This window comes from Streptomyces sp. GL_141, assembly GCF_057834385.1.
In genome coordinates this window covers 397,767-423,196 of the sequence record NZ_CM174402.1, presented here as the reverse complement: position 1 = coordinate 423,196, position 25,430 = coordinate 397,767, and the positions used below count along the sequence as shown (strand labels likewise).

Genomic DNA, 25,430 nt, shown 5'->3' with positions numbered 1-25,430 from the left:
CGGTGGTACGCCCCGCGCACCTCCGGCGCTCCGGCTGGACCGAATGGAATCCGTGGACCTCAACGCCACCGACAACGCCGCCGACACCTACGCGGCGGCCCCGCTCCTGAACTGCCTCCTGAGGGAGGCCGCCGAACCGGTCCCGCTCGCCGGAGCCGGGAGGGCCGAGGGAGCAGGGGGGGCCGCGGGTGCCGCGGAGGACGGCTGGTGCGCGTACCGGCTGTCGGGCAGCGGGCGGCTGCTGCGGGTGCGTGCCGGGCGCAGGCCCGAGCGGCCCGAGTTGGGGACCGAGGCCGGCTGGCATCCGCTGACCCACACCGAGCTGGTCAAACTCGTCTCCGACGAGCTGCGCCAGTACACCGGGGTGTCCAACGACGAGCTCCCGGTCGAGATCGCCGACAGCCGCGAGACCATCGCCGCGCTGCTGGCCGCCCGCGCGGCCGCGCCGCCGCCGGCGGACCCGTACGTCCGCTCCGAACAGTCCCTGGTCATGGGGCACCCCCACCACCCGGCCCCCAAGGCCCGGGGCGGCGGGCCGGCCAGCGGCTGGCTGCCGTACGCCCCCGAGGCGTACGCCCGCTTCCCGCTGGCCTTCCTGGGCGTGCGCGAGGACCAGGTGGCGGAGGAGGGCGGGCCGGCCGCGGCCGCCGCGGTCGACTCGCTCGCGGAGGCGCTGGGCGGCCCGCGCCCGCCGGCCGGCTACCGGCTGCTGCCCGCCCACCCCTGGCAGCTCGACCTGGTCGCGGGCAGGCCCGCCCTCCGCGAGGCCCTCGCGGACGGGAGGCTGCTGCCGCTGGGAACCGGGCGGGTGCCGGTCTGGCCGACCGCCTCGATCCGGACCCTGTACGTCCCCGGCGGGAGCGGGAGCGGCGGCAGCAGCAGCGGGAGCAGCAGCAGCGGGAGCGGCGCGGCCGGCGATCTGTTCGTGAAGTTCAGCCTGGACGTGCGGATCACCAACGACGTCCGCCGGCTGTGGCGGCACGACCTGCTGAAACTGCGCCGCACGGACGCGGCGGTCGAGGCGGGCTTCGCGGAACTGCGCCGGTCCGGCTCGGTCGCGGCCTGGCTGCCCGACCGGGGGTACCGGACGGCCGCCTTCGCCTTCGAGGAGCTCGCCGTGCTCGTCCGTGACGGTCTCGCGGCGCACGCGGAGCCCGGGGTCACCCCCTTGCTGGCGGCCGCGCTGGCGGAGGGGTACCCGGGCAGCCCGCTGGCGGGCACGGCCGACCCGGCCGCGTGGTGGCGGGCGTACCTGCGCCAGGTGGTGCCGCCCGTGCTGCAGCTCTTCGCCCGGCACGGCGTGGTCCTGGAAGCGCACCTCCAGAACACCCTGGTCGCCGTCGACACCGCGGGCATGCCCGCGCAGGCGATCTTCCGGGACGCGGAGGGCGTCAAACTCCTCCCGGACCTGGACCGGGACGCCGCCTGGCAGCGCCTCGTCTACTGCCTGGTGGTCAACCACCTGACCGAGGTGGCGGGCGCGCTCGCGGAGAGCCACCCGGAGGCCGCCGGGGAACTGTGGCCCGCCGCCCGCGCGGAGTTCCGGCGCTTCGGCGCCGCCCACGACCTGCCCGAGGTCGCCGCTCTGCTGGCCGCCCCGAACCTACCGGCCAAGACCAACCTGTTGCTGCGCTGGACCCGTGCGGACGGTGCCGACTCCCGCTACCTGCCGCTTCCCAACCCGCTGCGGCCCTGAGGGGGCGTGCGGTTCCGGCCAATCAGGGTCCGGATACCGGATCCCCCCTCACCGACAGGTATAGACCAATGCTACGTTGGTCGAGCAGACCGCGCAGTCCTTGACCTCCCGTCAGAGGAGAAGCCATGCCCTCCCCTTCGCGGGGCGGCGGCCCGGCCGCCATGCCCAAGTACCAGCGGATCGCCGCAGCGTTGCGGCGCGAGATCGACCTCACCGCACTCACTCCCGGCGCCCGGCTGCCCTCCGAGCGCACCCTCGCCGCCCGCTACGAGGTCAACCGGCAGACGATCCGGGCCGCCCTCCAGCACCTGCGGCAGGACGGCCTCGTCGTCACCGGCCGGCGCGGCACCCGCCCGGCCTTCCCGGTGCCGGCGCAGCGGACCCCGGCGGGGTTCCCGGCCGGCCATCCGGCCCCGGGCTCCGCCCCGGCCCAGGCCCCGCATGCCGGCTCCGCCCCGGGCTCCGTACCGGCGGCCGGGGCCGCCCCCGCACCGGCGGCCGCGCCGACGCCCGCCGGGGGCCCCGTCCAGGCGTGGCTCACCCTCGTCACCCTGGCCCCGGCGCTCGCCGAGCAGCTCGGCATGCGCGGCGGGGAGCAGACCCTGGTCCACCACCACCGCGAAAGCGGCCCGACGGGCCAGACCCGGCGGCACGCGGTGACGTACCTCTGTCCCCGCACCGTCCTGCGGACCCCCGAACTGTCCCGCTACCGGGACCGCCTGGTGGCGGGCGCCCGGGACGTGGACCTGGGTCCCCTGCACCACTGGCTGGAGGGGGCCGCGCGGGCCGGCCGGGTCGCCGAGACCATCACCATGACCCGGACCAACTCGCCCCAGGCCGCCACTCCGGCCGGCGGACTCTCCGTACGCCGCACCCTGCACGACGCCTCCGGCCGGCTGCTCGCCGTCACCGACTTCGCCTTCCCCACCTGGGACCGGCTGACCTTCGACCGGTCCCCGGCCGCCATCGGCTTCCGGGTGACGTAGACCGGCGCGGCCGGGGGCGGGGTCGGGGTCGGGCGGATCGGGCGGGCCCGTGCAGGCCGTGCAGGCCGTGCGGGCCCCGTGCAGGCCGGACGGGCTCGTGCGGCCCGGGCCCCGGACGGCCGTGCCGGACCGGACCGGGCCCGTCAGGGTGAGGCCGGGCGGGGTGGTCGGGTGACACGGTGGCGGGAGCGGGTGTCGGCGTGGACCGGGCCGGCGCGGACGTGCGTTCGTACGCACATGATCATCTCCCGCCTCGGCCTGGCCACCGGGCTGCTCGCCGCCCTCTCCGCCACCGCCTTCGGCCTGCCGCCCGCCCTGGCCGCCGCGCCCGCGCACCCGACGGCCGAGCCCCCGCCGCCCGGCCACGTCCTGCGCAGCCGCACCATCGACCTCGACCTGGCCGACTACCGCTGGCTGTGCACGGACCAGCCCTTCGGTGCGCCGCGCAGGCACACCTTCAGGCCGTTCCCCGACACCTCCCTCGAGGTGGTGGAGTCCGGTGTGGAGCGGGACCCCGCGGGGGGCGCCGTCAAATGGAGCGGTGACGTCGTCAGGGTCGACGGGCACCCGGCCGAGCCCGGGGTGCACCGCCGGGTGGTGCTGTCGACCACCGGTGTCTGCGACCCCGGAGCCGCACCGGACACCGTCGGCGTGGACGCCCTCTTCGACCTGGGCGAGCGGGCGTTCCGCATCGTGCGGCCCCGCAACGAACCGGGCCGGCTGCTGATCACCGAGGAGGACCCCGACCTCCACGTCAAGCCCCCGCAGGACGACGCGGACCCGCAGTACGAGAACCCCGACCCCGCGGTCATCGCGGAGGCGCGCAGGCAGTTGACGACCCGCGCCGCCTCCGCGGAGCCGGTCGTCATCGACATGGTCGTCGGCTACACCCCGCGCGCCGAGTGGGGCATGGGCGGGCAGGAGGCGATGCTCGCCCGGATCGCCTTCGCCGAGACGAGCATCAACCACGCCTTCGCCGACAGCAACGTCAAGGCGAGCGTGGACATCGTTGCCACCTACAAGGCGAATTACTACGCCCCGGCGGACCAGGAGACCGCGCCGGTCGTGCACGGCCTGCTCTCCAACCCGAGGGAGCCCCGGCTGGGCGCCCCGGCCGCCGCGCTGCGCGAGCAGTACGGCGCCGACCTGGTCTCCCTGATGATCGAGGTCCCGAACGGAACGAGCAGCGGGCAGGGCAACCTCCCGCAGCCGCCGAGCGAGAAGACCGACGACCAGGCCTACTCGGTCGTCGACTACCGGACCGTGGCGCTCTGGTACAACTTCGGCCACGAGGTGGGCCACAACCTCGGGCTGTGGCACGACCGCACCACCCTGGACGAGCAGGCGGGCGGCGCCGACTACCGCCCCTACCTGACCACCCCGTACAGCACCGGCTACGTCACACCCGACCGCCGGTACCACACGCTGATGGCCTACTCCTCGGCCTGCGGCGGACCCTGCACGGCCGTCAACCAGTACTCGAACACCGAGAACACCTGGGACGGCCAGCCGCTCGGCGACGCCTACAACAACAACGCGGCCGTCGCCCGGCTCACCACCCCGATCGTCGCCGGCTACCGCGCCCCCGCGCAGCTCCGCCAGCGCCACGCCCTGACCCTGGGCGAGGGACTGCGCCCCGACACCTGGGGCCCGTACCGGCCGGGGACCTCGATCAAGGTGACCGCCACCCCGCCGCGCGGGTACCGGATCGCCGCGTGGGAGCTGGACGGGCAGCGCCACGCGATCACCGCGAGCCAGGTCAACGTCACGATGGACCGGGCCCACGACCTCAAGGCGGTCTTCGTCCGCGTCTGACCGGGCCGCTCGGGCAGCACGGGGCGTTCGGGGCGTCCGGGCCGTTCAGGACCGTCACGTGCTCGTGTGGACGTCCCCGGTGGTGGTGGAGGTGATGACCGCCCGGCGGCCGAGGTCGCCCGGCGGGATCCCCGGGTGGTGGCCTCCCGGCCGGCCCGCCCCCGGGGACACCCCGAGGGCCAGCCGGGAGACGATCCGGTAGCGGTCGCCCCGGTACACGGAGTGCACGTACTCCACGGGCCGGCCGGTGGAGTCGGTGGTGAGCCGCTCGATGAGCAGGGCGGGGGAGAGCAGCGGGACGTCGAGCAGGCCCGCCTCGCCCTCGTTCACCACCGTCGGCTCGATGGACTGCTGCGCCTCGTGCACGTACACGCCGTGGTGGTCGCGCAGGTGCTCGTAGAGGTCCCCGGCCTCCAGTTCCGCCGGGGTCAGGGCCGGTACCAGATCGGCCGGGATGTGCAGGTGCTCGATGGCCATCGGAGCCCCGTCCACCAGCCGCAGCCGGGCGATGTAGAGCAGGTTCGCGCCGGGGGAGATGCGCAGGCGGCGGCCGATCCGGGCGCCCGCCTGGACGGTGGAGTGCTCCAGGACCCGGCTGGACCAGTGGCCGGCCGCCTGCCGCATCGCGAAGGCGGCCTCGTCGGCGGCCAGTTCCTGGGTGATCTTGGCGGGGGCGACGAACATCCCGCGGCCGTGCTCGCGTACGAGCAGCCCCGTGGCCACGAGCTCGTCCACCGCCGCGCGCAGGGTGGGACGGGAGACCTCCAGGGTGGCGCACAGGGTGCGTTCGGAGGGGATCGCGTCGCCGGGCCGCCGGATGTCGATGAGCCCCAGCAGGTGCTCGCGGACCCGTTCGCGCTTGAGTACGGACCCTGACGAGTCGGTTGCGTCCCTTGTCATGGCCCGCCCCCCTTTCTCTCTGCTCACCTGTCCAACTGGTCATGTGCATATAACCACTCGGTGAGGTGGCGGCGCGAGGAGTCCGTCGAAACTATTCATTCCCTGCGGGGTTGACGGCGCACTCGGGCCGTGTCACCTTCTAGCCACTCAGCTAACCAATTGGTCAGTTGGTCAACTCTGCTCCCCACCGGATGAGTTGACGCAGCAACCAGGTGAGGAATCTCCGAGACCGTGACCGACGCCGTGACCGTGACCGCGCCCGCCGCCGCTTCCCTCCGCCCCGACCTCGCGCTCGTGCCGCGCCCCGACTCGGTCACCGCCCTGCCCGGCCGCTTCACCCTGGACCACCGCACCGGGCTGCGCGCCGGACCCGGCGCCGAGGCGGCGGCCGCCCTGCTGCGCGAACTGCTCACCCCCGCCACCGGGTTGCCGCTGGCCCCGGACGCCGACGGACGGATCGTCTTCCTCCTGACCCCCGCGGCCTCCGTGGCCTCCGCGGCCTCCGGGGAGGAGCCCCTCGGCGCCGAGGGGTACGTCCTCACCGTCCGCCCCGACTCCGTCCTGCTGCGCGCCGCCCGCCCCGAGGGGCTGCTCCACGGGGTGCAGACCCTGCGCCAGCTGCTGCCCCCCGAGGCGCTGGCCGCCGGGGGCGCGCGGCTTCGTACGCCCGCCGCCGGCTGGTCGCTGCCCTGCGTACGGATCACCGACCGGCCGCGGTTCGCCTGGCGCGGAGCCCTGCTGGACGTGGCCCGTCACTTCCAGCCCGTGGCCTACGTACGCCGCTTCGTGGACCTGCTCGCGCTGCACAAGCTCAACGTCCTGCACCTCCACCTCACCGACGACCAGGGCTGGCGGATGCCGGTCGCGGCCTACCCCCGGCTCACCGAGGTCGGCGGCCGCCGCGCCGAGACCGCGGGCGACGGGATCCCGCACGAGGGCGCCTACACCCGCGCCGAGCTGGCCGGGCTGGTCGCCTACGCGGCCCGTCGCGGGGTCGGCGTCGTGCCCGAGATCGAGATGCCCGGCCACGCCCGCGCCGCCCTCGCCGCCTACCCCGAACTCGGCAACCGGCCCGGCGTCCGGCTGGACACGTGGACCCGCTGGGGCGTCTGCGAGAACGTCTTCGGGGTCCACGACGCCGTCCTCGACTTCTGCCGGGGCGTACTGGACGAGGTCGCGGACGTGTTCCCCGGGCCGTACGTGCACCTCGGCGGCGACGAATGCCCCCGAGCGGAATGGGAAAGGTCCCCGGCCGCCCGCGCCCGGATCGCCGCCGAGGGGCTGGCCGACCCGGGCGCCCTCCACGGCTGGTTCCTCGGCGAGGCCGCGAGGCACCTGGCCGGGCTCGGCCGCCGCCCGCTCGGCTGGACCGGCACCGGCACCGAACTCCCCGCCCCCTTCACGGCCCTGGCCTGGCTCGACGCGGACCACGGGCGGGCCGCCGCACTGCGCGGCCACGACGTGATCATGACCCCGTACCGCTCCACCTACCTCGACTACCCGCAGTCCGCCGACCCCGGCGAACCGCGCGGCCAGGACGGCGGCGTGCTCGACCTGCGCGGCGTCTACGACAACGAGCCCGCCCCCGCGCACTGGGAGCCCGAGGCCGCGCGCCGCGTCCTCGGCACCCAGGCGCAGCTGTGGACCGAGTACGCGCGCACCCCGGCCGAGCTCGAATACCTGGCCTTCCCCCGGCTGTGCGCCCTGGCCGACACCGCCTGGTCGGCGCACCGCGACTGGCCGGACTTCCTGCGCCGCCAAGGCCACCACCAGACCCGGCTCGCCGCCCTCGGCGTGCGCGGCCGACCCCTCCCCTCCCCCCACCCCGAGAGGACCGCAGTATGAACACCCCCAGCCACGGCCCGAGCCAGACCCCGAGCCAGACCCCGACGCATGCCCCGACCCACGCCCCGAGCAACACCCCCCTCCGCAAGCGCCGTACGGCCATGGCCCTGGCCGTCGCGCTGACCGCCGGTCTGGGCTCGGCCGCGCTGACGGCCCTGCCCGCCAGCGCCGCAGCCGACTCCGTCAAGGTCCAGTACCGCACCAGCGCGACCGGGGCCACCGCCGACCAGGTGGAGCCCTGGTTCAAGGTGGTCAACAACGGCTCCGGCAGCGTCGCCCTGAGCCAGGTCTCCTTCCGCTACTACTTCAAGGCCGACGGCCCGGACACCCAGTACCGGTACGCCTGTTCGTGGGCGGTCAAGGGCTGCGCCAACATCACCGGCACCTTCCACACCATGGCCACCCCGACGGCCACCGCCGACCGCTACCTGGAGATCGCCTTCACCGGCGGCGCCGGCAGCCTCGCCCCGGGAGCCGACACCGGCGACATGCAGCTGCGCTTCCACCGCGCCGACTGGCAGACGCTGCGCCAGTCCGACGACTACTCCTTCGACGGCTCCCGCACGGCCTACGCCGACTGGGACAAGGTGACCGCCAAGCTGGGCACCGGCACCGTCTGGGGCACCGCGCCCGGAGGCAACGTCCCCGACCCCACGCCCACGCCGACCCCGACCGACCCCACGCCCACCCCGACCGACCCGGGACCGGCCGGAGCCACCCTCTTCGACGATTTCACCTACACCTCCTCCGCCGACCCGGCGATAGGGGCCCACGGCTGGAGCGTGCGCTCCAACGCGGGCGGCCCCGGGGTCCCGGGCGCCACCTGGGCACCTGAGAACGTCACCTTCGCGGCCGAGGGCGGCAACACGATCATGAACTTGGAGACCTCGACGGCCGGCACCGGCGAGAGCACCAAGCACACCGAGATCCTCACCAAGACGATGAAGTTCAAGAACGGCACGTACGCGGCGCGGGTGAAGTTCTCCGACGCCCCGAAGTACGGTCCGGACGGGGACCACCTCGTGCAGACCTTCTTCCCCATCAACGACCTGAAGGCCCCGTTGGCCGACGACTACTCGGAGTACGACTTCGAGTACCTCCCCAACGGCGGCTGGGGCGAGCCCTCGAACATCCTCTACACCACGTCCTGGGAGACGTACCAGGCCGACCCGTGGGTGGCCGTCAACCAGCACACCGAGTCGAGGCAGAGCTACGCCGGCTGGCACGACCTGGTGCTGACCATCGACAACTCCACGATCACCTACTACATCGACGGGCAGCTCTTCGGCACGCACGACGCCAAGTACCTGCCCGAGCGGGGCATGTCGATCAACTTCAACCAGTGGCTGATCGACCTCAACGGGCAGCCGGGCTCGACCCCGCGCGCCTACGACCAGAAGGTCGACTACGTCCTGCACGTCAAGGACCAGGTCCTCACCCCGGCCCAGGTCGCCGCCAAGGTCGGCGGCTACCGCACCGCGGGCACGGCCTTCGTGGACACCGTCCCCAACGGCTGACCCGGCCACCGCGAACGGCGGCGCGCTCCGGGGACCCAGCCCCGGAGCGCGCGGCCGCCCGGCCGTTCACTGCCGCGGCGCCCACTCGGGACCACGGCACCCACTCAGAACCGCAGCGCCCACCCGTCCAGGTAACCGGTGTTCCCGGCGAAGGCGTCGAACACGCGCAGCTTCCAGACCCCGTTGGCGGTCTCGGACGAGGCGTTCACCCCGTACAGCCCGGTGAGGTTGGTCTCGCCCCAGTCCGTGTACTCGTCCTTGATGGGGTACACCGTCCCGTCGGGCGCGATCAGGTCGATCCGCAGGGTCCCGGAGTCGGGGTGCTTGACGTACACCTCCACGTCCAGCTGGGCCGGAGCGTTGCCGGACATCCCGCTGACCGTGATCGGCGCCTGGATGGTCTTGAGGTCCCCGACGTTGTAGTTCGTCCCGTTGGCGAAGCGCTTGACGGGCACCTTGTTCGGCGCGTTCCCCATGTAGAGGGAGAGCACCGGGGAGCCCTTGCCGGGGGAGAGGACCGCGCCGGTGGTGGCCTTGGCCTTCAGGTAGTACGCCACCTGGGCCGGGGTGTAGGTCGGATGGAGGGCCAGGTAGACCGCCGCCGCACCCGCCACGTGCGGGCTGGCCATCGAGGTGCCCGACATCACGGTGCTCCAGTCGGTACTCCAGTAGGCCGCCGAGGTGATGGAGTCGCCCGGGGCGAAGAGGTCCACCAGCGGACCGTAGTTGGAGTACGAGGAGCGTGCGTCGTGGATGCCCACCGCCCCGACCGTCAGTGCCTGGGAGACCCGGGCCGGCGAGTGCGTGGAGGCGTCCTTGTTCTGGTTGCCGGCGGCCACCGCGTAGGTGATCCCGGAGGCGATGGAGCCGCGGACGGCCGCGTCCAGCACGGTGTCCGGGTCCCCGCCCAGGCTCATGTTCGCGACGGCCGGCTTCACGGCGTTGCGGGTGACCCAGTCGATCCCGGCGACCACCTGCTCCGTCGTGCCCTCGCCGTTCCAGTCGAGGACGCGGACGGACACCACCTTCGCCTTCTTGGCCACGCCGAAGGTCTTGCCCGCGACCGTCCCGGCCACGTGCGTGCCGTGCCCGTGCAGATCGTCGGCCACGAAGTCGTCGTCGATCGCGTCGTAGCCGTACCGGGCCCGCCCGCCGAAGTCCTGGTGGCCGATGTTGACCCCGGTGTCGATGACGTAGGCGGTCACGCCCAGACCGGCCGAAGTCGCGTAGGTGAAGGAGTCGTTCAGCGGCAGCCTGCGCTGGTCGATCCGGTCCAGGCCCCAGGACGGCGGGGTCGGCTGGGTGGAGTCCAGGCGCAGCTTCCGGTTCTGCGCGACCGTGGTCACGGCCGGATCGGAGGCGAGCCGGCGCGCCTGCTTCTCCGTCATCTTGACGGAGAATCCGTTGACGGCCGATTCGTACGTCCGGCCGACCGCGCCGCCGAACCGTTCGACCACGGCCCTGCCCCGGTCCGTACGGGACTCCGCGCGCGCCGGGTCCAGCAGGACGAGGTAGCTGTCGGCGACGGCTCCGGGCGCTCCCGCGTACAGGACCTCCCCCTCCGGTGGAGAGGCGGCCGAAGCCCCGGTGTCCACGCCGAGCGCGAGCGCCGAGGCGAGTGCGAACACGGCTCCGTACCGCCGCAGTAAATGCGATCGCATGATCATGAAATCGGACCCCCCTGAGTCGTCCGCTCAGAGTGCTGCGTTCACAAGCTCCGCACAAGAGGCCCGCACAAGGGCCCGTGCGGGAGGAATCAGGCCTTGGGGATCGGGGTCCTTCTCCTCCAGGGCCTGGGCAAGACCTTCATGCTGCCCGTGGCGCTCCTCGCCTTCTGCGGCATCATGCTGGGTGTCGGCTCCTCGCTCTCCAGCCCGGCCGTGCTGCAGAACCTCTCCTTCCTGGACCACGAACCCCTCCAGCTGGCGTTCACCTGGATGTCCAACACCGGGCTGGTCGCCTTCAAGTTCCTTCCGGTCCTCTTCGCGATGGCGATTCCGCTCGGCCTGGCACGGGAGGACAAGGGCGTCGCCGCCTTCTCCGGTTTCGTCGGCTTCGCCTCCATGAACCTCGCCGTCAACTTCTTCCTCACCACGCGCGGCGTGGACTTCGAGGACAAGGGCGAGATCGCGCACTACGGCATCGCCGACGTGCTCGGCGTGAAGTCCATCGACACCGGACTGCTCGGCGCGGTCGCCGTCGGTGTGATCGTGGCCCTGCTGCACAAGCGCTACCGCACCAAGCAGATGCCCGACGCGCTCGCCTTCTTCGGCGGTCTGCGCTTCGTACCGATCGTCTCCGCCCTGGCCATGAGCATCGTCGGACTCCTCGTCCCGCTGGTCTGGCCCACCCTCGGAAGCTGGATCGCCTCCGTCGGCACGGGCATCGCGCACGCCGGGGTCTTCGGTCCCTTCTTCTTCGGCATGGGCGAGGTGCTGCTGCGCCCCATCGGACTGCACCACATCCTCGTCGCGCTGTTCCGCTTCACCGACGCCGGCGGCGCCGGCGTGGTCTGCGGGGAGAACGTCAGCGGCGCCCTGAACCTCTTCTACGCGCAGCTCTCCTGCCCCACCCCCTCCGGTGCGGCGCACACCGCGACGCAGTTCCTGTCCCAGGGCAAGATGGCCGCGTACCTCGGCGGCCTGCCGGGCGCGGCGCTGGCCATGTACCACTGCGCGAAGCGCACCATGCGTCCGGAGATCAAGGCGCTGCTCATCTCCGGCGTCGTCGCCTGCGTGGTCGGCGGGGTCACCGAGCCGCTCGAATTCCTCTTCCTCTTCATCGCCCCGTGGCTGTACCTGATCCACGCGGTCCTGGTGGGCCTCGGCTTCCTGGTCTCGGCCGTCCTCGGCGTGTACATCGGCAACACCGACGGCAACATCATCGACCTGCTGGTCTTCGGAGTCCTCCAGGGCACGACCACCAAGTGGTACCTGGTCCCGGTGATCGCCGCGATCTGGTTCGCCGTGTACTACTTCCTCTTCCGCTGGGCGATCACCACGTTCGACCTGAAGACCCCTGGACGCGACGACGAGCCCTCGGATTCCGGAGCGGCGGGCCCCGTCGGGGGCGCCACCGCCGGCGCCGCAGCCGACGCGGACGCCCCGAAGGCCGAGCTGGTCGCCGGCAAGTACGACCCGGTCGCCATCCTCGAAGCCCTCGGCGGCCCGGCCAACATCCACGCCCTCGACAACTGCATCACCCGGCTGCGCATGACGGTCGGCGACGCCGCCCTGCTGGACGACGCCCGGCTGAAGAGGCTCGGAGCCATCGCCGTGGTCCGGCTCGACCAGCACAACGTGCAGGTCATCGTCGGTCCCCAGGTGCAGTCCGTGAAGGACGCCCTCGCCAAGCTCACCCCGATCGGCTGACCCATGGCCGACATCCCCGCCCCCGCCGCCGCCCACACCCCCGCCCCCGCCCCCGCGGCCTACGACTTCGACGCACCGGTCGACCGGCACGGCACCTGGTGCACGCAGTGGGATTACGTCGAGGACCGCTTCGGTACCCCGGACTTGCTCCCCTTCACGATCTCCGACATGGATTTCGAGACCGCCCCCGAGGTGCTCGCCGCCCTGCGCGGCCGCCTGGAGCACGGGGTCCTCGGCTACTCCCGCTGGCGCCATGCCGACTTCCTCGAAGCGGTCCGGCACTGGTACGCCACCCGCTACGAGACCACGCTCCCCGCGGACCGCATCGCCTACGCCCCCGCCGTCCTCTACCAGCTCGGCCGGATCCTGGACCTCTGGTCCTCGCCCGGCGACGGAGTCGTCGTCCACACCCCGGCCTACGACGCCTTCCCGCGCCTGCTCGCCGCCCGGGGCCGGCAGATGCGCGGCGTCCCGCTCCACGACGAGGACGCCCTGGAGCGGGAGTTGGCCCGCCCCGACACCACCGTCCTGGTGCTCTGCTCCCCGCACAACCCGACCGGCCACGTATGGAGCGCGGCCGAGCTGGAGCGGATGGCGGAGCTGTGCGAACGCCACGGGGTCGCGGTGATCAGTGACGAGATCCACTCCGATCTCGCACACGCCCCCCACCGGCACCGCCCCTGGGCGCTGCACGGCCGCCCCGGCACCCGCTGGGCCATCGTCACCTCCGCCTCGAAGTCCTTCAACATCCCTGCACTGACCGGCAGTTACGGGATCTTCGGGGACGCGGAGTCCTGTGAGCGCTACCTCACCCTCCTCAAGGACGCCGACGGACTGTCCTCCCCGGCCGTCCTCTCCGTGGCCGGGCACATCGCCGCCTACCGCGAGGGCGGACCGTGGCTCGACGCGCTCGACGCCTACGTCGCGCAGAACCTGGAGCTGGTGCGGGAACGCCTCGCACGGGCCTTCCCCGAGATCGACTGGCAGCCCCCGAAGGCCGGCTACCTCGCCTGGATCGATCTGCGGCCCCTCGGTGTTCCCGACGAGGTGCTCCAACGTGAGCTGATTCATACCGAGAAGGTGGCGATCATGCCCGGAACCGCCTATGGGCCCGAAGGCGCGGGCTTCGTGCGCCTCAACGTGGGCTGCCCGCGCTCCAAGGCCGAAGCCGGCGTCGAGGCCTTGATCCGCGCACTGCGCGCCACCTCGGGAGTCGCCTCCGGAGCCACCCCGGGGGCCGCTTCCGGCAGGGCCACCAGGCCCGCCGGCGAAGGGAATTGACCGGACGGCCGAGGGAACTGCGGCCGGACGGCCGATGTGCGACCGGAACGGATCCCTGCCGCAAATGCGTCCGGGATCCGTCCGGTTGATCTCTTGGGAAGGGAACTGGGGAACGGATCCGGAACCGGCTAGGGTGAACGCCCATCAAGGTCATGCGCCGCAAGCCGACCAGCCCAAGGAGCGACCCCGTGCCGATGCCCGCCCCGTTCTCCCATACCGCCGGCCCCCTTCCCGGTCCCCGCAACGAGTCCCTGCCGGGCTCCCTGCCGGGCTCCCTGCCGGGCTCCTTTCCGGGTCCCCGGACCGGTCGCCGCCCCGGCCCCTGTGCGGGCCGGCTGGCCGGCCCCGTGCCGGGCCCGGCCGCCGGCAGACCCTCCGGCCCCGCCGCCGCGGACCCCGCCGGCACCGTGCTCCCGCCCCGGATCGCGGACCCCCGCGAGGTGGCCCCCGCGGACGCGCGCGAGCTGACGCGGCTCTTCTTCCGCCGCCTCCACGAGCTCGACGAGGGCACCCCCGAGTACCGGTACGTCCGCGAGACCCTCATCGAGATGAACATCTCGCTCGTCCGGTTCGCGATGCGGCCCTTCCGTGGCCGCGGCGACGGAGGCGACCTGGAGGACCTGCTCCAGGTCGGCACCATAGGCCTGATCAAGGCCATCGACCGGTTCGACCCGGCCCGCGAGGTGGAGTTCGCCTCCCTCGCCATGCCGTACATCACCGGGGAGATCAAGCGGCACTTCCGCGACACCAGTTGGGCGGTCCGCGTACCGCGCCGGCTCCAGGAACTGCGGATCGACCTGGCCAAGGCCAAGGAGGAGCTGACCGCGCTCCTCGACCAGCCGCCGACGGTCCGGGACCTCGCCGCGCACCTCTCGCTCACCGAGGAAGAGGTCATCGAGGGGCTCGTCGCCGCCAACGGCCACACCAGCGGCTCCCTCGACGCCCCCGGATCCGAGCGGACCGACGGCGGCACCGAGGGCCACAGCCTCGCCGAGACGATGGGGGCCGAGGAGCCGGCGCTGGAGCGGGTCGAGGACATCCAGACGCTGGCGCCGCTGCTGGAACGCCTCAGCGACCGCGAGCGCCGCATGCTGTCGATGCGCTTCGGCGAGGAGCTCACCCAGGCCCAGATCGGCGCCGCCCTCGGCATCTCGCAGATGCAGGTCTCGCGCCTCCTGACCCGGGTGCTCGCGCACCTCCGGGCCTCGATGCTCGCCGACCCTGAGCGGTCCGGAGCCGGTACCCCGCAGCAAGCGGAATCCGATGGCACGGGCGCACCCACGAGTACGGGCGGTTGCGCAGCGTAAGTGACATGACTCACTTCACCGTTTGCAGAGGTTAAGACCGGGAAGTAGCGCTGCTGGAGCGGACCCGTCCGCCGGCCGACAGCGGCCGGGGCGCGGGTGACGGGCGGATCCCGTCGCGCTCCACGGCCCGCCGGCCGCAGGCACGCCGGTGGGCCGTGTCCGGTACGACCCTTGAGGTGTATGTGTCCACGCTCATAGCCGAGCACGTGTACAAGGTGTTCGGTAAAGGACCCGACAACGGCGCGGACGTCGCGAAGGCGGTCCGCGCGCTCGAAAGCGGCGCGACCGACCGCGACGAGCTGCGCGCCGAGGGAACGACGGCAGCGGTGATCGACGCCTCGTTCCGTGTCGAGCCCGGCCAGATCTTCGTCGTCATGGGTCTGTCGGGCTCGGGCAAGTCCACCTTGCTGCGCATGCTCAACGGCCTGCTGGAGCCCACCGCGGGCCGGATCCTCTTCGACGGAGAGGACCTCACCGCACTCTCGCCGGCCGAGATGCGCCGCGTGCGCTCCACCAAGATCAGCATGGTCTTCCAGCACTTCGCCCTGTTCCCGCACCGCGACGTGCTGGAGAACGCCGGCTACGGCCTGGAGGTCCAGGGCGTCCCCCGGGCCGAGCGCGAACGGCGGGCCGCCGAAGCGCTCGCCCTCTGCGGGCTCGGCGGCTGGGAGAAGTCCTGGCCCGACGAGCTCTCCGGCGGCATGCAGCAGCGCGTCGGCCTCGCCCGCGCCCTGGCCACCGACGCCGACCTGCTGCTGATGGACGAGTCCTTCAGCGCGCTCGACCCGCTGATCCGCCGCGACATGCAGGACCAGCTGCTCGAACTCCAGCGGAGCCTGGGCAAGACCATCGTCTTCATCACCCACGACCTCAACGAGGCCATGCGGCTCGGCGACTCCATCGCCGTCATGCGCGACGGCCGCATCGTCCAGCAGGGCACGGCCGAGGACATCCTCACCCGCCCCGCCGACGACTACGTCGCCTCGTTCATCCAGGACGTGGACCGCTCGCGGGTGCTGACGGCCGACGCCGTCATGACCGGAGCGGCCGGCGGCCGGCCGGACTGCGGCTGCCCCACCGTCTCCGCCGGAACCCCGCTCGCCGACGTGTGCGCCGTCAGCGCCCGGGTCCCGCACCCCGTCGCCGTCACCTCCGAGGACGGCACCGTCGTCGGCTCCGTCCCGCAGGGCCGCCTCGTCGCCTTCATCGGCGACGAGCGACGCGCCCCGCTGGACTGCGCGGAGGTGGCCGCCTGATGCCCCGCCTCAACCTCGGATCCTGGGTCGACAGCGGTGTCGACTTCCTCCAGAGCCACCTGTCCTGGCTGTTCGACGCCATAGCCGCGCTCGTCACCGGGCTCTACGACGGCATCGAAGCCGTCCTGTCCGCGCCGAACCCCCTGCTGCTGGCCGGCATCCTCGCCGTCGCCGCCTGGTGGCTGCGCGGTCTGCTCGCCGCCCTGCTCGCCTTCGCCGGCTTCGCCCTGGTCGACTCCGTCGCCCTGTGGCCCGAGGCCATGTCCACGCTCGCGCTGGTCCTGGTCGCCACCCTGGTCACGCTGGTCTTCGCGATCCCGATGGGCATCTGGGCCTCGCGCTCCGACAAGGTCAGCTCCGCCCTGAAGCCCGTCCTGGACTTCATGCAGACCATGCCGGCCATGGTCTACCTCATCCCCGGCATCATCTTCTTCGGGGTCGGCGTGGTGCCCGGCATCATCGCCACCATCATCTTCTCGCTGGCGCCCGGCGTCCGGATGACCGAGCTCGGCATCCGCCAGGTCGACGCGGAACTCGTCGAAGCCGCCGAAGCCTTCGGCACCACCCCGCGCAACACCCTCGTACGGGTCCAGCTCCCGCTGGCACTGCCCACCATCATGGCGGGCATCAACCAGGTCATCATGCTCGGCCTGTCCATGGTGGTCATCGCCGGCATGGTCGGCGGCGGCGGCCTCGGCGGCGCCGTCTACCGGGCCATCGGCAGCGTGGACATCGGCCTCGGCTTCGAGGCCGGCATCTCCATCGTCATCCTCGCCATGTACCTGGACCGGATGACCGGGGCGCTCGGCCGCCAGGTCTCCCCGCTCGGCCGCCGCGCCCTCGCCAAGGCGCGCTCCGCCGCCACCGGCACCGCCAAGGTGTGGAGCCACCGCCCGCAGCCCGTCTTCGCCGTGGCCTCGGCCGTGGTGCTGTCCCTGGTCGCCGGCGGCCTCGGAGTCTTCGGCGACTCCGGGAAGTCGCAGGTCAACGCCGTGGGCGGGGCCGGTGTCGAGAACATCGGCAAGGGCCGCAAGCTCAGCATCGGCTACATCCCGTGGGACGAGGGCATCGCCTCGACCTTCCTCTGGAAGGAGCTCCTTGAGCGCCGCGGCTTCCAGGTCGACGCCCGCCAGCTGGAGCTCGGCGCGCTCTACACCGGGCTCGCGGGAGGCCAGGTCGACTTCCAGACCGACGCCTGGCTGCCGTCGACGCAGGCCGAGTACTGGAAGAAGTACGGGAACAAGCTCGACGACCTCGGCTCCTGGTTCGGGCCCACCTCGATCGAGCTGGCCGTGCCCTCCTACGTGAAGGACGTGAAGACCCTCGCCGACCTGAAGGGCAAGGCGGGGGAGTTCAAGGGCCGGATCATCGGCATCGAGCCCAGCGCCGGCGCGATGGGCCTCCTCAAGGACAAGGTGCTGCCGCAGTACGGGCTCGACGGCGAGTACAAGGTCGTCGACGGATCGACCCCGGGCATGCTCGCCGAGCTCAAGCGGGCCTACGAGAAGAAGGAGCCCGTCGCGGTCGTGCTCTGGTCGCCGCACTGGGCGTACGCCTCCTACGACCTGACCAAGCTCGAAGATCCCCAGGGCGCCTGGGGCAAGGGCGACGGCATCCACAACGTCGCCCGCAAGGACTTCGCGGCCGACGAGCCGAAGGTCGCCCGCTGGCTGAGCTCCTTCAAGCTGACGGAGGCCCAGCTGACCGGACTGGAGGCCAAGATCCAGGAATCCGGGAAGGGCAAGGAACAGCAGGCCGTCCGCGCCTGGCTGGCCGAGCACCCCGAGGTCGACAAGCTCGCCTGAGCGAGTGCCGCCCGAACGCGTGGGGCCGGTGCGGTGAAGCCCCTACGGGGCTCCGCGCACCGGCCCCACACGGTTCGGGGGGTGGTTCAGCCGGCCGTGGCCGGCTCCGGCTCCGGCACGGGTTCCGGCTCCCGCGCCTCGCGGCCGGGCCCGACCGGCCACCACAAGGAGCGGCCCAGCAGCGAGGCCAGGGCCGGCACCAGCACGATCGACAGCACGAACGCGGAGAGCAGGATCCCGAGGCCCGTGGCGAAGCCGATCTGCTGCGTCGCGGAGCCCGGACTCGCGGCCAGACTCCCGAAGGAGAAGGCCAGCACCAGTCCCGCGGTCGCGATGGCGGGCGCCGTGTGGCGCACGGCCCGGGCCACGGCCGCACGGGCCGGGCCGGGCCGGTCCATCTCCTCCCTGATCCGGTCGGTGATCAGGATGTTGTAATCGGTGCCCAGCGCGACCACGAACAGGAACAGCACCAGCGGCAGCGAGAAGTCCACGCCGGGCCGGCCCGCCGCGTGCTGGAACACCAGCGTCGAGGCACCCAGCGTGGCCACGAAGCCCAGACCCACCGAGAGCATCAGGACCACCGGCGCGAGCAGGCTCCGCAGCAGCAGGAACAGGATCAGCGCGATCAGGGCCGCCGCCACCGGGAAGACCACCTTCAGGTCCTTGTCCACCGCGGAGGCGATGTCGGAGAAGATCGCCGCCGTACCGCCGACATGTGCCTCGGTACCGGGCGGCCGGTGCGCGGCCACCGCCTCCCGGACCGGTCCGGAGACCAGGTCGCGGGCCTCCTGTCCGTGCGCATCGGCGATCGGGAACAGGTCGATGCGGGCCGCCCGGCGGTCCTCGCTCAGCACCGTCGGTGCCACCCGGCCCACCCCGTCGACCGAAGCCAGCGCGCGGGAGAGTCCACCGAGGCGCTCGGCCGTCAGCGTGCTCCCGTCGGAGGCGGTCACGAACACCCCGGCAGGATCCGACACCCCGGCGGGCAGCGCACGGGCGATCTCGGCCGCCGTGGCCGCCGAAGCCGTACGCCCGCCGCCCGCGCCGCTCTGCCCGTAGTCCACCCGCATCCCGGCCATCCCCGCGGCCAGCGCCCCCAGCAGGGCCACCGAGGCGAGCACCAGGGTCAGCGGCCGCCGTGCCACCAGGCCGCCCGTCCGCGCGGCCACGCCCTCGCGGGGCTCCCGCTCCAGCGCCCGCGAGGGCCAGAACATCCTGCGGCCGGTGACCGCGAGGACGGCCGGCATCAGGGTCAGGCTGCCGAGCAGCATCACCAGTACCGACACGGCGATGGCCGGGCCCAGCACCCGGAACTGGCCGAAGGTGGCCACCGCGAGGGTGGAGAACGCGGCGACGATGGTCAGCGCCGCACAGGTGATCGCCGTACCGACCCGGCCGGCGACCTCGGCCGCCGCGGCCCGGCCCGACTGCTCCGGGTGCTTGCGCAGGTGCTCGCGGAAGCGGAAGAGCAGGAAGAGGAAGTAGTCGATGCCGATGCCCACCAGCACCACACTGATCAACTGGGGCGTGGACGCGTCGAGTTCGATGCCGGTCAGCAGTGCGGCGCCGACCACGACCCCGGCCGCCGCTCCGCCGATGATGCTGACGGCGACCAGGGGCAGCAAGGCCGCCAGAACGCTGCGGAACACCAGCACGTGCAGCAGGACGATCACCGCGACCATCACGGCGCCCACGATCTTCGACCGGGTCTCCTCCGCGTCCACGGTGTCCACGGTGTCCGCGAGCCCGGCGGTGAAGCCGGTGCGCAGACCCGCCTCCGCGAACTCGGTCCGGGTGTGGTCCCGGAACGCCCGGTACAGGTCCTGCATTCCGGGATCCATGGGATTGCCGGTCAGCTCGACCGACAGCAGCCGGAAGCTCCGGTCCGGGGCCGTCATCGCCGGGCTGATCCGGGGCAGCTGGGAACGGTCCTGGACCAGGAAGGGCGGGGTGTCCTCGGGCCGGGGCATTTCGATCCGCTGCCGGGTCAGCTTCGCCGCCCCGGCGTCGATCCGCCGCTCGTCGGCGGCGGTCAGCGGCGCACCGTCGGCGCGGGCCACCAGCACGGTCAGCGGGTTGGCGTCGGGCTCGACCCCGAAGTGTTCCTCGGCGACCTTGAGCGCGGCCGCCGAATCGTAGGAGGCCGGAAGGAAGGCGCCGGTGCTCGTCTGCGTGGCCCGGAAGACCAGAGCCTGGCCGAGGATCGTCAGGGCGATGCCCAGTACGGCCCAGAGGGCTATGACCTTCCATGGACTTCGGGTGGCGAAGGCGGTCAGGGCGCGGATCAAGGAGTCCTCCGTAAGGGGGCGGCGGCCGGGGGTCCCCGGCCTGCTCACCAGCTCATCACCGGCCGCGTCCCGAAACGTCGGGTCCCGGGAGGAGCTCGCGCCCGGGACCAGCGACCGGTACGGGCCCCGACCAGGACTCCGGTCCTGGTCCGCACTCCTCCTCGGGGCCCACGGTCCGCGGGGCGCGCGATGGGAAGATGGAGTATGCCGATGATCAAAACGGACGACGGGGCGGGCGGGAGCGCGCCCGTTCAGGGCACGAACCGGGCCCTGAACTGGACCCGCAACGACGCGCTCGTGGCCATCGCCGCCACCGTCGTGGACCTGGTCGGCTATGCGTTCGGCGCAGCCGGAAACGGCCGGCCCCTCACGGTGTCCGCCCTCGTCCTGGTGGTCCTGACCGCGCCCTGCCTGCTGGCCCGGCGGGTCAGGCCGGTTGCCGTGCTCTGCGCCGTTCTCGCCCTCGGCGTGGCGCTGAACCTGATCACGTCACAGGGCCCGCACTTCTCCGCGGGAGCGACCGTCGCGCTCTACTCCGTGGCCCGCGTGCGCGGCCCCGCGGTCACGGCGGCGGCCGCCCTGGCGGCGGTGCCGCTGACGGTGGTCGGCAGCGGCTCCGGCGGGACGACCGGGTTCATGGGCCTGCTCGGCAACACGGTCGCCGTCCTCCTCGTCGTCGCCGCCGCGCTGCTGACGCGCCGCTGGCAGCAGGAGACCGAGGCCAAGCGCACCCTGCTGGCGGAACGTGCGGTGGCCGAGGAGCGCCGCCGCATCGCCCGCGAACTGCACGACATCGTGGCCCACCACATCACCACCATGCAGCTGATGGCCGGCGGAGCCCGGGCCAACCTGGCGCACGACCCGGAGGTGGCCCGCGAGGCCCTGGTCACCCTGGAGGGTTCCGGGCGGATGGCGCTGCGCGAGATGAGGCAGCTGCTCGACGTGCTGCGGGCGGGGGAGGAGCCGGAACACACCCCGCCGGCCCCGCAGCCCGGCACCGGCGACCTGGACCGGATCGTCGCCGAAGCCAGGCTCGGCGGCCTGGAGACCGGGTTCACCGTGGAGGGGCCGGTCCGCCCGCTGCCGCCGGCCCTCGGTCTGACGGTGTTCCGCATCGTGCAGGAGTCGCTGACCAACACCCGCAAGCACGCCGGGCGGGCCCGGGCCCACGTACGGCTGACGTATCGCCCCGACGAGGTGACGGTGGAGGTGCGCGACGACGGGGCGGGGGAGCGGACGGCGCCTTCGCGGGTGGTTCCGGGTTCCGGCTACGGTCTGATCGGAATGCGCGAACGGGTCGCCCTGCAGGGCGGCACCCTGGAGGCGGCCGCCCTCGACGGCGGCGGATTCCGGGTGGCGGCGCGCCTGCCGGCGCCGCCCGGGCCGCACGCGCCCGGGGAAGAGGGAGAGGAAGAACGCGGATGATCCGTGTGCTCATTGCGGACGACCAGCCGCTCGTCCGGCGGGGCCTGGCACTGATCCTGGCCCCCGAGCCGGAGTTCGAGGTCGTCGGCGAGGCCGGGGACGGCGCCGAGGCGGTCGTCCTCGCGGAGCGGCTGCGGCCCGACGTGGTCGTCATGGACATCCGGATGCCGGTCCTGGACGGGGTCGGGGCCACCGGGGAACTGTCCCGGCTGCTGCCGGAGTGCCGGGTGCTGGCGCTGAGCACCTTCGACATGGACGAGTACGTGGTCGCCGCCCTTCGGGCCGGTGCCTACGGCTTCCTGCCCAAGGACGTATCCCCGGAGGAGCTGACCGCCGCGATCCGCACCGTCCACACCGGCGAGGCCGCGGTGGCGCCGCGCCTGCTGACCCGGCTGATCTCCACGTACGTACGGGTCCCCGAGCGGCCCGCCCGGCAGGCGGCCGCGGTCCCGGCCGAACTCACACCCCGCGAGCGGGAGATCTGGCAGCTGCTCGCCACCGGACTCGACAACGCGGAGATCGCCGCAGACCTGGACATCAGCGTCTCCACGGTCAAGAACCACATCACCGGCATCTTCGGCAAGCTGGGCGTCCGCGACCGGGCCCAGGCGGTCATCGCCGCGTACGAATCGGGCCTGGTGGAGGTGACCGGCGGGGCGCGCTGAGCGCCAAGTCGCCCGGGAGCGGCGGGCGGAACCGGGGTCGCACACTTCTGACCTGCCGGAACATCGCCGGAACACTGGAGGATTCACCCGTGCGCCAAGGGGCACGTCCATGGCACAGTGCGAGCAGCCCAACCGCACGACCAGGGAGTCTCCATGAGCGATCCGCACTCCACGCAGCTCGCGGCCGCCCCCGAGTGCCGGCCGGAGCCGAGCCGGCTGAGTGCCTCGAGGCCGTCGCGGGTGTCGAGCAGCCCGGCGAGCCCGGTGAGCCCGATGGGTCAGGCGAGCCCGACGGGTCAGGCGGGTCCGCTGCCGTGCTGCCCGGTGTGCGAGGACGCCCCGGACCGCATCTCCTGGCGCCAGCGTCCGGGCCGGCCGGTGGTCCTGGTCTTCGAGCCCTGCGGGCACCGGCACGGCTCCCCGGCGGCGCCGGTCCTGGCCGTGAGCCCGCCGCCGCCCGTCACGGGCTGGGGACGGGCCCTCGCATGAGCTTGCTGATCCACTGGATGAGCCCGCCGTCGTACATGCCGGGGGCGTAGGTGTAGGCGTCATGGCCGCCGCCCTCGTCGACGTGGAACATCGTCTTCACGGGCCCCTTGCCGTAGTCCTTGATGAACTTCTCGATCGGGGGCCGGTTCTGGACGTCGCTGCCCTTGGTGCCGACCTGGAAGGCGAGGTCCACCTCGGGTCCGCCCCGGTCGATCAGCTTCCGCGCGAGCTCGGGCGGGCTGTTCTCCGCCTTCTCCGCGGGGTGGCCGTTCCACAGCCGGGAGTCGGGGACGATGTCGGGCCCGCCGGCGATCACGGCCCGGAATCGGTCGGGCTTCTGCAACACCGCCTTGAGCCCGGCGAACCCGCCGGAGGAGCTGCCCATGAAGGCCCAGCCGTCGCGGGACTTGATCGTACGGAACGTCGCGCGGACCAGGTCGGGGACGTCCTCGGTGAGCCAGGTGCCCATCTTCGGCTGGCCGGGGATGTCGCTGCCGTCCCAGTAGAGCCCGTCCTTGTCGGACGCCGGGTTCAGCACGGGCATCGCGAGGATGAAGGGGAGGCTGGCGCCCTCTTTGGACCACTTGGAGATGTCGGCCTCCAGCTTGAGGTTGCTCCCGCTCCAGTAGTTCTCGTTGAAGCCGGGCCCGCCGGGCAGCGCGATCATCACGGGGAAGCCGCTGTGCGCGTACTTCGGGTCGTGGTACTGCGGCGGCACCCAGAGCCAGACCTTGCCGGTGAAGTGGGACTTCTTCCCGGCGAGGGTGGTCACCATCACCTTGCTGCCGTCCTCCGGGATGGTCCCGGACACCTTCAGCTCGGGCGCCGGTCCGGTGGGCATCAGGGTCAGCGGGTCACCCGACGCGCCACCGGCCTTGCCCTGGGCCGTGGTGCGGGGCTCGTCGAGGCGCACGGTGTCGCCGGTGTCGTCGAACGGGTCGAGGTAGGCGATCGCCCCGGCGGCCACCGCGCCCACGACCGCCAGCGCGACGGCCACCCCGATCCACCGCCGCCGCCGGGGCGGCCGCCCGCCGGTGTGCCCGTGGACCCGGCCGTGTCCGTGCTGCGCCTCCCGGCGTGTGCCGTGCTTCATCGTGCGTGACTCCTGAGCCCTGTACGGAGGCCGCCGGTTTGGCTGCCGGGGAGTGAGAGCCCCTGAGATGAGGAACGGTTCGTCACCAAAAGTTATGAAAAGGGCAAAGAGTAGGTCATTCGGGCAGGACGCCCTCAGAGGCGCCCCCTAGCGGCCGGAGGGCTCAGGCGTCGGTGGTGGCGGGCTGGAGGTGGGCCGGGTCCGCGGGGCGCTGGTGGTCGATCAGGGCCGAGGCCAGCAGCGCCGTGACCGCGGAGAGGACGAGCAGCGGCATCAGTGTGGGTGCCTCCTTGCCCAGCAGGGCGGCGGCCAGGACCACACCGGTCACCGGGAGCCGGGTGCCGGCCACCCCCGCCGCACAGATGCCGGCCGCCAGCGCGGGGCCCATGCCGAATCCGGGAAGGCTGCCGAAGGCCACGCCGATCGCCGCCCCGATCATGATGGAGGGGAAGATGGGGCCGCCGCGGAGGCTGCCGAGGGCGATGCTCCAGCCGATCAGTTTGAAGAGCGAGAGGGCCACCAGCGCGCCCACCGCCCAGGACGAGGGCTCGGCGGCCAGCTGGCCGACGGTGTTCTGGCCGGACAGGGCCACCTCCTCCGGGGAGCGTCCGGTGATCAGCGCGTAGGCGGTGACGCAGACGCCGACGGCCACCGCGCACAGCACGATCCGCTGCGCGGAGGTGCCCACCCAGCCGTGGACGCGCAGGCCCGCGGACTTGCCCAGGGCGACGACGACGCCGATCAGGGCGGCCATGGGGATGCCCCACAGGAAGTCGCCCGCGTCGGGCAGGCCCGCGGCGGGTTCCTGGGGGAGGGTCAGTGCCCCGATGCCGAGGCCGGTCCAGTGCCCGAAGCCGGTGAAGACCAGGGCTCCGACTCCGCTGGCGACCAGGGCGGGCAGGATCAGTACGAGAATGCGCGCACCCCCGGCCACGAGGGCGGCTCCCTCCAGCACCATCACCACCGGGATCAGCGGACTGCCGAAGATGGTGCTGATGGCGGCGGTGGATCCGGCCATGCCGAGCACCGTGGCCAGCTCCGGCTCGGTGGCCCGCTTGGCGGCGCGGATGCTGAGCAGCGCGAGGCCGCTGCCGATCGCCATCAGGGGCGCCTCGGGTCCGAGCATCACGCCGAGGGGCAGGCAGGCCAGCGCGGCCAGGATCACGCTCAGGGTTTCGCGGGGCATGGTCGGCGGGCCGCCGAAGCCGTAGGCGGGGACGTGTCCGCCGGCGCCGGCCATCCGCGTGATGATCGGCGCGGCCAGCAGTCCGGCGAGGGTGAGCGTGGGCAGGCCCCACCACCACGGGGGGCGGGAGTAGCCGAGCAGGTCGGGTGCGGTGTGCCAGACCCAGTGCTGGAGTTCGTGTTCGAGGCTGACGAAGCCGAAGGCGAACAGCGAGACCGGGATGCCGATGAGCGCCGAGAGGGCGAGCAGGCGCAGGGTCCCGGGGGCGAGGAGGATCTGACGGAGCGATGCGGGCTGTTTCGCCTGTTCCATGAGCGCAGGGCCCTCCAAAAAAGTCCGTAGTTCGTCTCAGGGTCGCGGCGAGGGGCGGGTCGCGCAGGGCGGGTGGGCCATGCGAGTGAAGGACCGGGTACGTCCTCCATGCTCAAAGATGCTCGTTGACCAGCCATTCCAATCAACTTCCTTCAAATGGGGCCTCCGGACCGCTATGTTGCCCGGTGCATGC

General features: G+C 72.7%; 18 protein-coding genes. 13 read left to right on the top strand and 5 right to left on the bottom strand.

The window, feature by feature from the left end; genetic code table 11:
- Window positions 1–43 precede the first annotated feature (43 nt).
- From AC3IX6_RS01830 to AC3IX6_RS01820, 3 genes are all read left to right on the top strand, one after another.
- A complete protein-coding gene (locus AC3IX6_RS01830) occupies window positions 44–1,696 on the top strand; it encodes an IucA/IucC family protein (protein WP_489368400.1) in 1,653 nt (550 codons plus the stop codon).
- A 125-nt stretch (window positions 1,697–1,821) separates the two neighbouring features.
- A complete protein-coding gene (locus AC3IX6_RS01825) occupies window positions 1,822–2,682 on the top strand; it encodes a GntR family transcriptional regulator (protein ID WP_489368399.1) in 861 nt (286 codons plus the stop codon).
- Window positions 2,683–2,919: 237 nt separating this feature from the next.
- Window positions 2,920–4,497: a M12 family metallo-peptidase gene (locus AC3IX6_RS01820; RefSeq protein WP_489368398.1), complete on the top strand. Its 1,578-nt coding sequence runs from the start codon at window positions 2,920–2,922 to the stop codon at window positions 4,495–4,497.
- 54 nt (window positions 4,498–4,551) lie between these two features.
- Here the strand turns inward: AC3IX6_RS01820 and AC3IX6_RS01815 are convergent, their stop codons facing one another.
- Window positions 4,552–5,397 (bottom strand): GntR family transcriptional regulator, encoded by an 846-nt coding sequence (locus AC3IX6_RS01815; protein WP_489368397.1) that lies wholly within the window; start codon window positions 5,395–5,397, stop codon window positions 4,552–4,554.
- Between the two features lie 231 nt (window positions 5,398–5,628).
- On the opposite strand from AC3IX6_RS01815, the gene AC3IX6_RS01810 reads away from it, so the two are divergent.
- Complete coding sequence (locus AC3IX6_RS01810; RefSeq protein ID WP_489368396.1) at window positions 5,629–7,242, top strand: beta-N-acetylhexosaminidase; 1,614 nt, start codon at window positions 5,629–5,631, stop codon at window positions 7,240–7,242.
- A gap of 101 nt (window positions 7,243–7,343) precedes the next feature.
- Entirely contained in the window at window positions 7,344–8,759 is a 1,416-nt protein-coding gene (locus AC3IX6_RS01805; RefSeq protein WP_489371709.1) for a cellulose binding domain-containing protein, read from the top strand.
- 104 nt (window positions 8,760–8,863) lie between these two features.
- On the opposite strand, the gene AC3IX6_RS01800 is transcribed toward AC3IX6_RS01805, so the two are convergent.
- A complete protein-coding gene (locus AC3IX6_RS01800; RefSeq protein WP_489368395.1) occupies window positions 8,864–10,426 on the bottom strand; it encodes a S8 family peptidase in 1,563 nt (520 codons plus the stop codon).
- 96 nt (window positions 10,427–10,522) lie between these two features.
- Between AC3IX6_RS01800 and malX the strand changes: the two genes are divergently transcribed.
- The 5 genes from malX to AC3IX6_RS01775 all read left to right on the top strand — a co-directional run bounded on the left by malX (window position 10,523) and on the right by AC3IX6_RS01775 (window position 17,779).
- On the top strand, window positions 10,523–12,130 hold the full coding sequence (malX, locus tag AC3IX6_RS01795; protein WP_489368394.1) for a maltose/glucose-specific PTS transporter subunit IIBC: 1,608 nt from the start codon (window positions 10,523–10,525) through the stop codon (window positions 12,128–12,130).
- Between the two features lie 3 nt (window positions 12,131–12,133).
- Window positions 12,134–13,411, top strand: a complete 1,278-nt coding sequence (locus tag AC3IX6_RS01790; protein WP_489368393.1) for a MalY/PatB family protein — start codon at window positions 12,134–12,136, stop codon at window positions 13,409–13,411.
- 188 nt (window positions 13,412–13,599) lie between these two features.
- Complete coding sequence (locus AC3IX6_RS01785) at window positions 13,600–14,718, top strand: SigB/SigF/SigG family RNA polymerase sigma factor (RefSeq protein WP_489368392.1); 1,119 nt, start codon at window positions 13,600–13,602, stop codon at window positions 14,716–14,718.
- A 182-nt stretch (window positions 14,719–14,900) separates the two neighbouring features.
- Window positions 14,901–15,974 carry a quaternary amine ABC transporter ATP-binding protein gene (locus AC3IX6_RS01780; protein WP_489368391.1) on the top strand — a complete coding sequence of 358 codons (1,074 nt, stop codon included), beginning with the start codon at window positions 14,901–14,903 and terminating at the stop codon, window positions 15,972–15,974.
- Entirely contained in the window at window positions 15,974–17,779 is a 1,806-nt protein-coding gene (locus AC3IX6_RS01775) for an ABC transporter permease/substrate binding protein (protein ID WP_489368390.1), read from the top strand. The genes AC3IX6_RS01780 and AC3IX6_RS01775 overlap by 1 nt, the downstream gene beginning before the upstream one ends.
- An 86-nt stretch (window positions 17,780–17,865) precedes the next feature.
- Here the strand turns inward: AC3IX6_RS01775 and AC3IX6_RS01770 are convergent, their stop codons facing one another.
- Entirely contained in the window at window positions 17,866–20,067 is a 2,202-nt protein-coding gene (locus AC3IX6_RS01770; RefSeq protein ID WP_489368389.1) for an MMPL family transporter, read from the bottom strand.
- Between the two features lie 210 nt (window positions 20,068–20,277).
- On the opposite strand from AC3IX6_RS01770, the gene AC3IX6_RS01765 reads away from it, so the two are divergent.
- From AC3IX6_RS01765 to AC3IX6_RS01755, 3 genes are all read left to right on the top strand, one after another.
- Window positions 20,278–21,492: a sensor histidine kinase gene (locus AC3IX6_RS01765; protein ID WP_489368388.1), complete on the top strand. Its 1,215-nt coding sequence runs from the start codon at window positions 20,278–20,280 to the stop codon at window positions 21,490–21,492.
- Complete coding sequence (locus AC3IX6_RS01760) at window positions 21,489–22,157, top strand: response regulator (RefSeq protein WP_489368387.1); 669 nt, start codon at window positions 21,489–21,491, stop codon at window positions 22,155–22,157. Before AC3IX6_RS01765 ends, AC3IX6_RS01760 begins: the two co-directional genes overlap by 4 nt.
- A 153-nt stretch (window positions 22,158–22,310) precedes the next feature.
- Window positions 22,311–22,646, top strand: a complete 336-nt coding sequence (locus AC3IX6_RS01755; RefSeq protein WP_489368386.1) for a hypothetical protein — start codon at window positions 22,311–22,313, stop codon at window positions 22,644–22,646.
- On the opposite strand, the gene AC3IX6_RS01750 is transcribed toward AC3IX6_RS01755, so the two are convergent.
- Together AC3IX6_RS01750 and AC3IX6_RS01745 are read right to left on the bottom strand one after the other, a co-directional pair.
- Window positions 22,618–23,739 (bottom strand): alpha/beta hydrolase, encoded by a 1,122-nt coding sequence (locus tag AC3IX6_RS01750; protein WP_489368385.1) that lies wholly within the window; start codon window positions 23,737–23,739, stop codon window positions 22,618–22,620. The two genes, AC3IX6_RS01755 and AC3IX6_RS01750, sit on opposite strands and share 29 nt — an antisense overlap.
- Before the next feature lie 163 nt (window positions 23,740–23,902).
- Entirely contained in the window at window positions 23,903–25,237 is a 1,335-nt protein-coding gene (locus AC3IX6_RS01745; RefSeq protein ID WP_489368384.1) for a chloride channel protein, read from the bottom strand.
- Window positions 25,238–25,430: the final 193 nt, after the last annotated feature.

Excerpts from the sequence above, each read along its gene's own strand:
- AC3IX6_RS01805 (WP_489371709.1), top strand. The coding sequence starts at position 7,344 with ATGGCCCTGGCCGTCGCGCTGACCGCCGGTCTGGGCTCGGCCGCGCTG.
- AC3IX6_RS01815 (WP_489368397.1), bottom strand. The coding sequence starts at position 5,397 with ATGACAAGGGACGCAACCGACTCGTCAGGGTCCGTACTCAAGCGCGAA.
- AC3IX6_RS01790 (WP_489368393.1), top strand. The coding sequence starts at position 12,134 with ATGGCCGACATCCCCGCCCCCGCCGCCGCCCACACCCCCGCCCCCGCC.
- AC3IX6_RS01745 (WP_489368384.1), bottom strand. The coding sequence starts at position 25,237 with ATGGAACAGGCGAAACAGCCCGCATCGCTCCGTCAGATCCTCCTCGCC.
- AC3IX6_RS01825 (WP_489368399.1), top strand. The coding sequence starts at position 1,822 with ATGCCCTCCCCTTCGCGGGGCGGCGGCCCGGCCGCCATGCCCAAGTAC.
- AC3IX6_RS01830 (WP_489368400.1), top strand. The coding sequence starts at position 44 with ATGGAATCCGTGGACCTCAACGCCACCGACAACGCCGCCGACACCTAC.
- AC3IX6_RS01775 (WP_489368390.1), top strand. The coding sequence starts at position 15,974 with ATGCCCCGCCTCAACCTCGGATCCTGGGTCGACAGCGGTGTCGACTTC.
- AC3IX6_RS01820 (WP_489368398.1), top strand. The coding sequence starts at position 2,920 with ATGATCATCTCCCGCCTCGGCCTGGCCACCGGGCTGCTCGCCGCCCTC.
- AC3IX6_RS01750 (WP_489368385.1), bottom strand. The coding sequence starts at position 23,739 with ATGAAGCACGGCACACGCCGGGAGGCGCAGCACGGACACGGCCGGGTC.
- AC3IX6_RS01760 (WP_489368387.1), top strand. The coding sequence starts at position 21,489 with ATGATCCGTGTGCTCATTGCGGACGACCAGCCGCTCGTCCGGCGGGGC.
- AC3IX6_RS01755 (WP_489368386.1), top strand. The coding sequence starts at position 22,311 with ATGAGCGATCCGCACTCCACGCAGCTCGCGGCCGCCCCCGAGTGCCGG.
- AC3IX6_RS01765 (WP_489368388.1), top strand. The coding sequence starts at position 20,278 with ATGATCAAAACGGACGACGGGGCGGGCGGGAGCGCGCCCGTTCAGGGC.
- AC3IX6_RS01800 (WP_489368395.1), bottom strand. The coding sequence starts at position 10,426 with ATGATCATGCGATCGCATTTACTGCGGCGGTACGGAGCCGTGTTCGCA.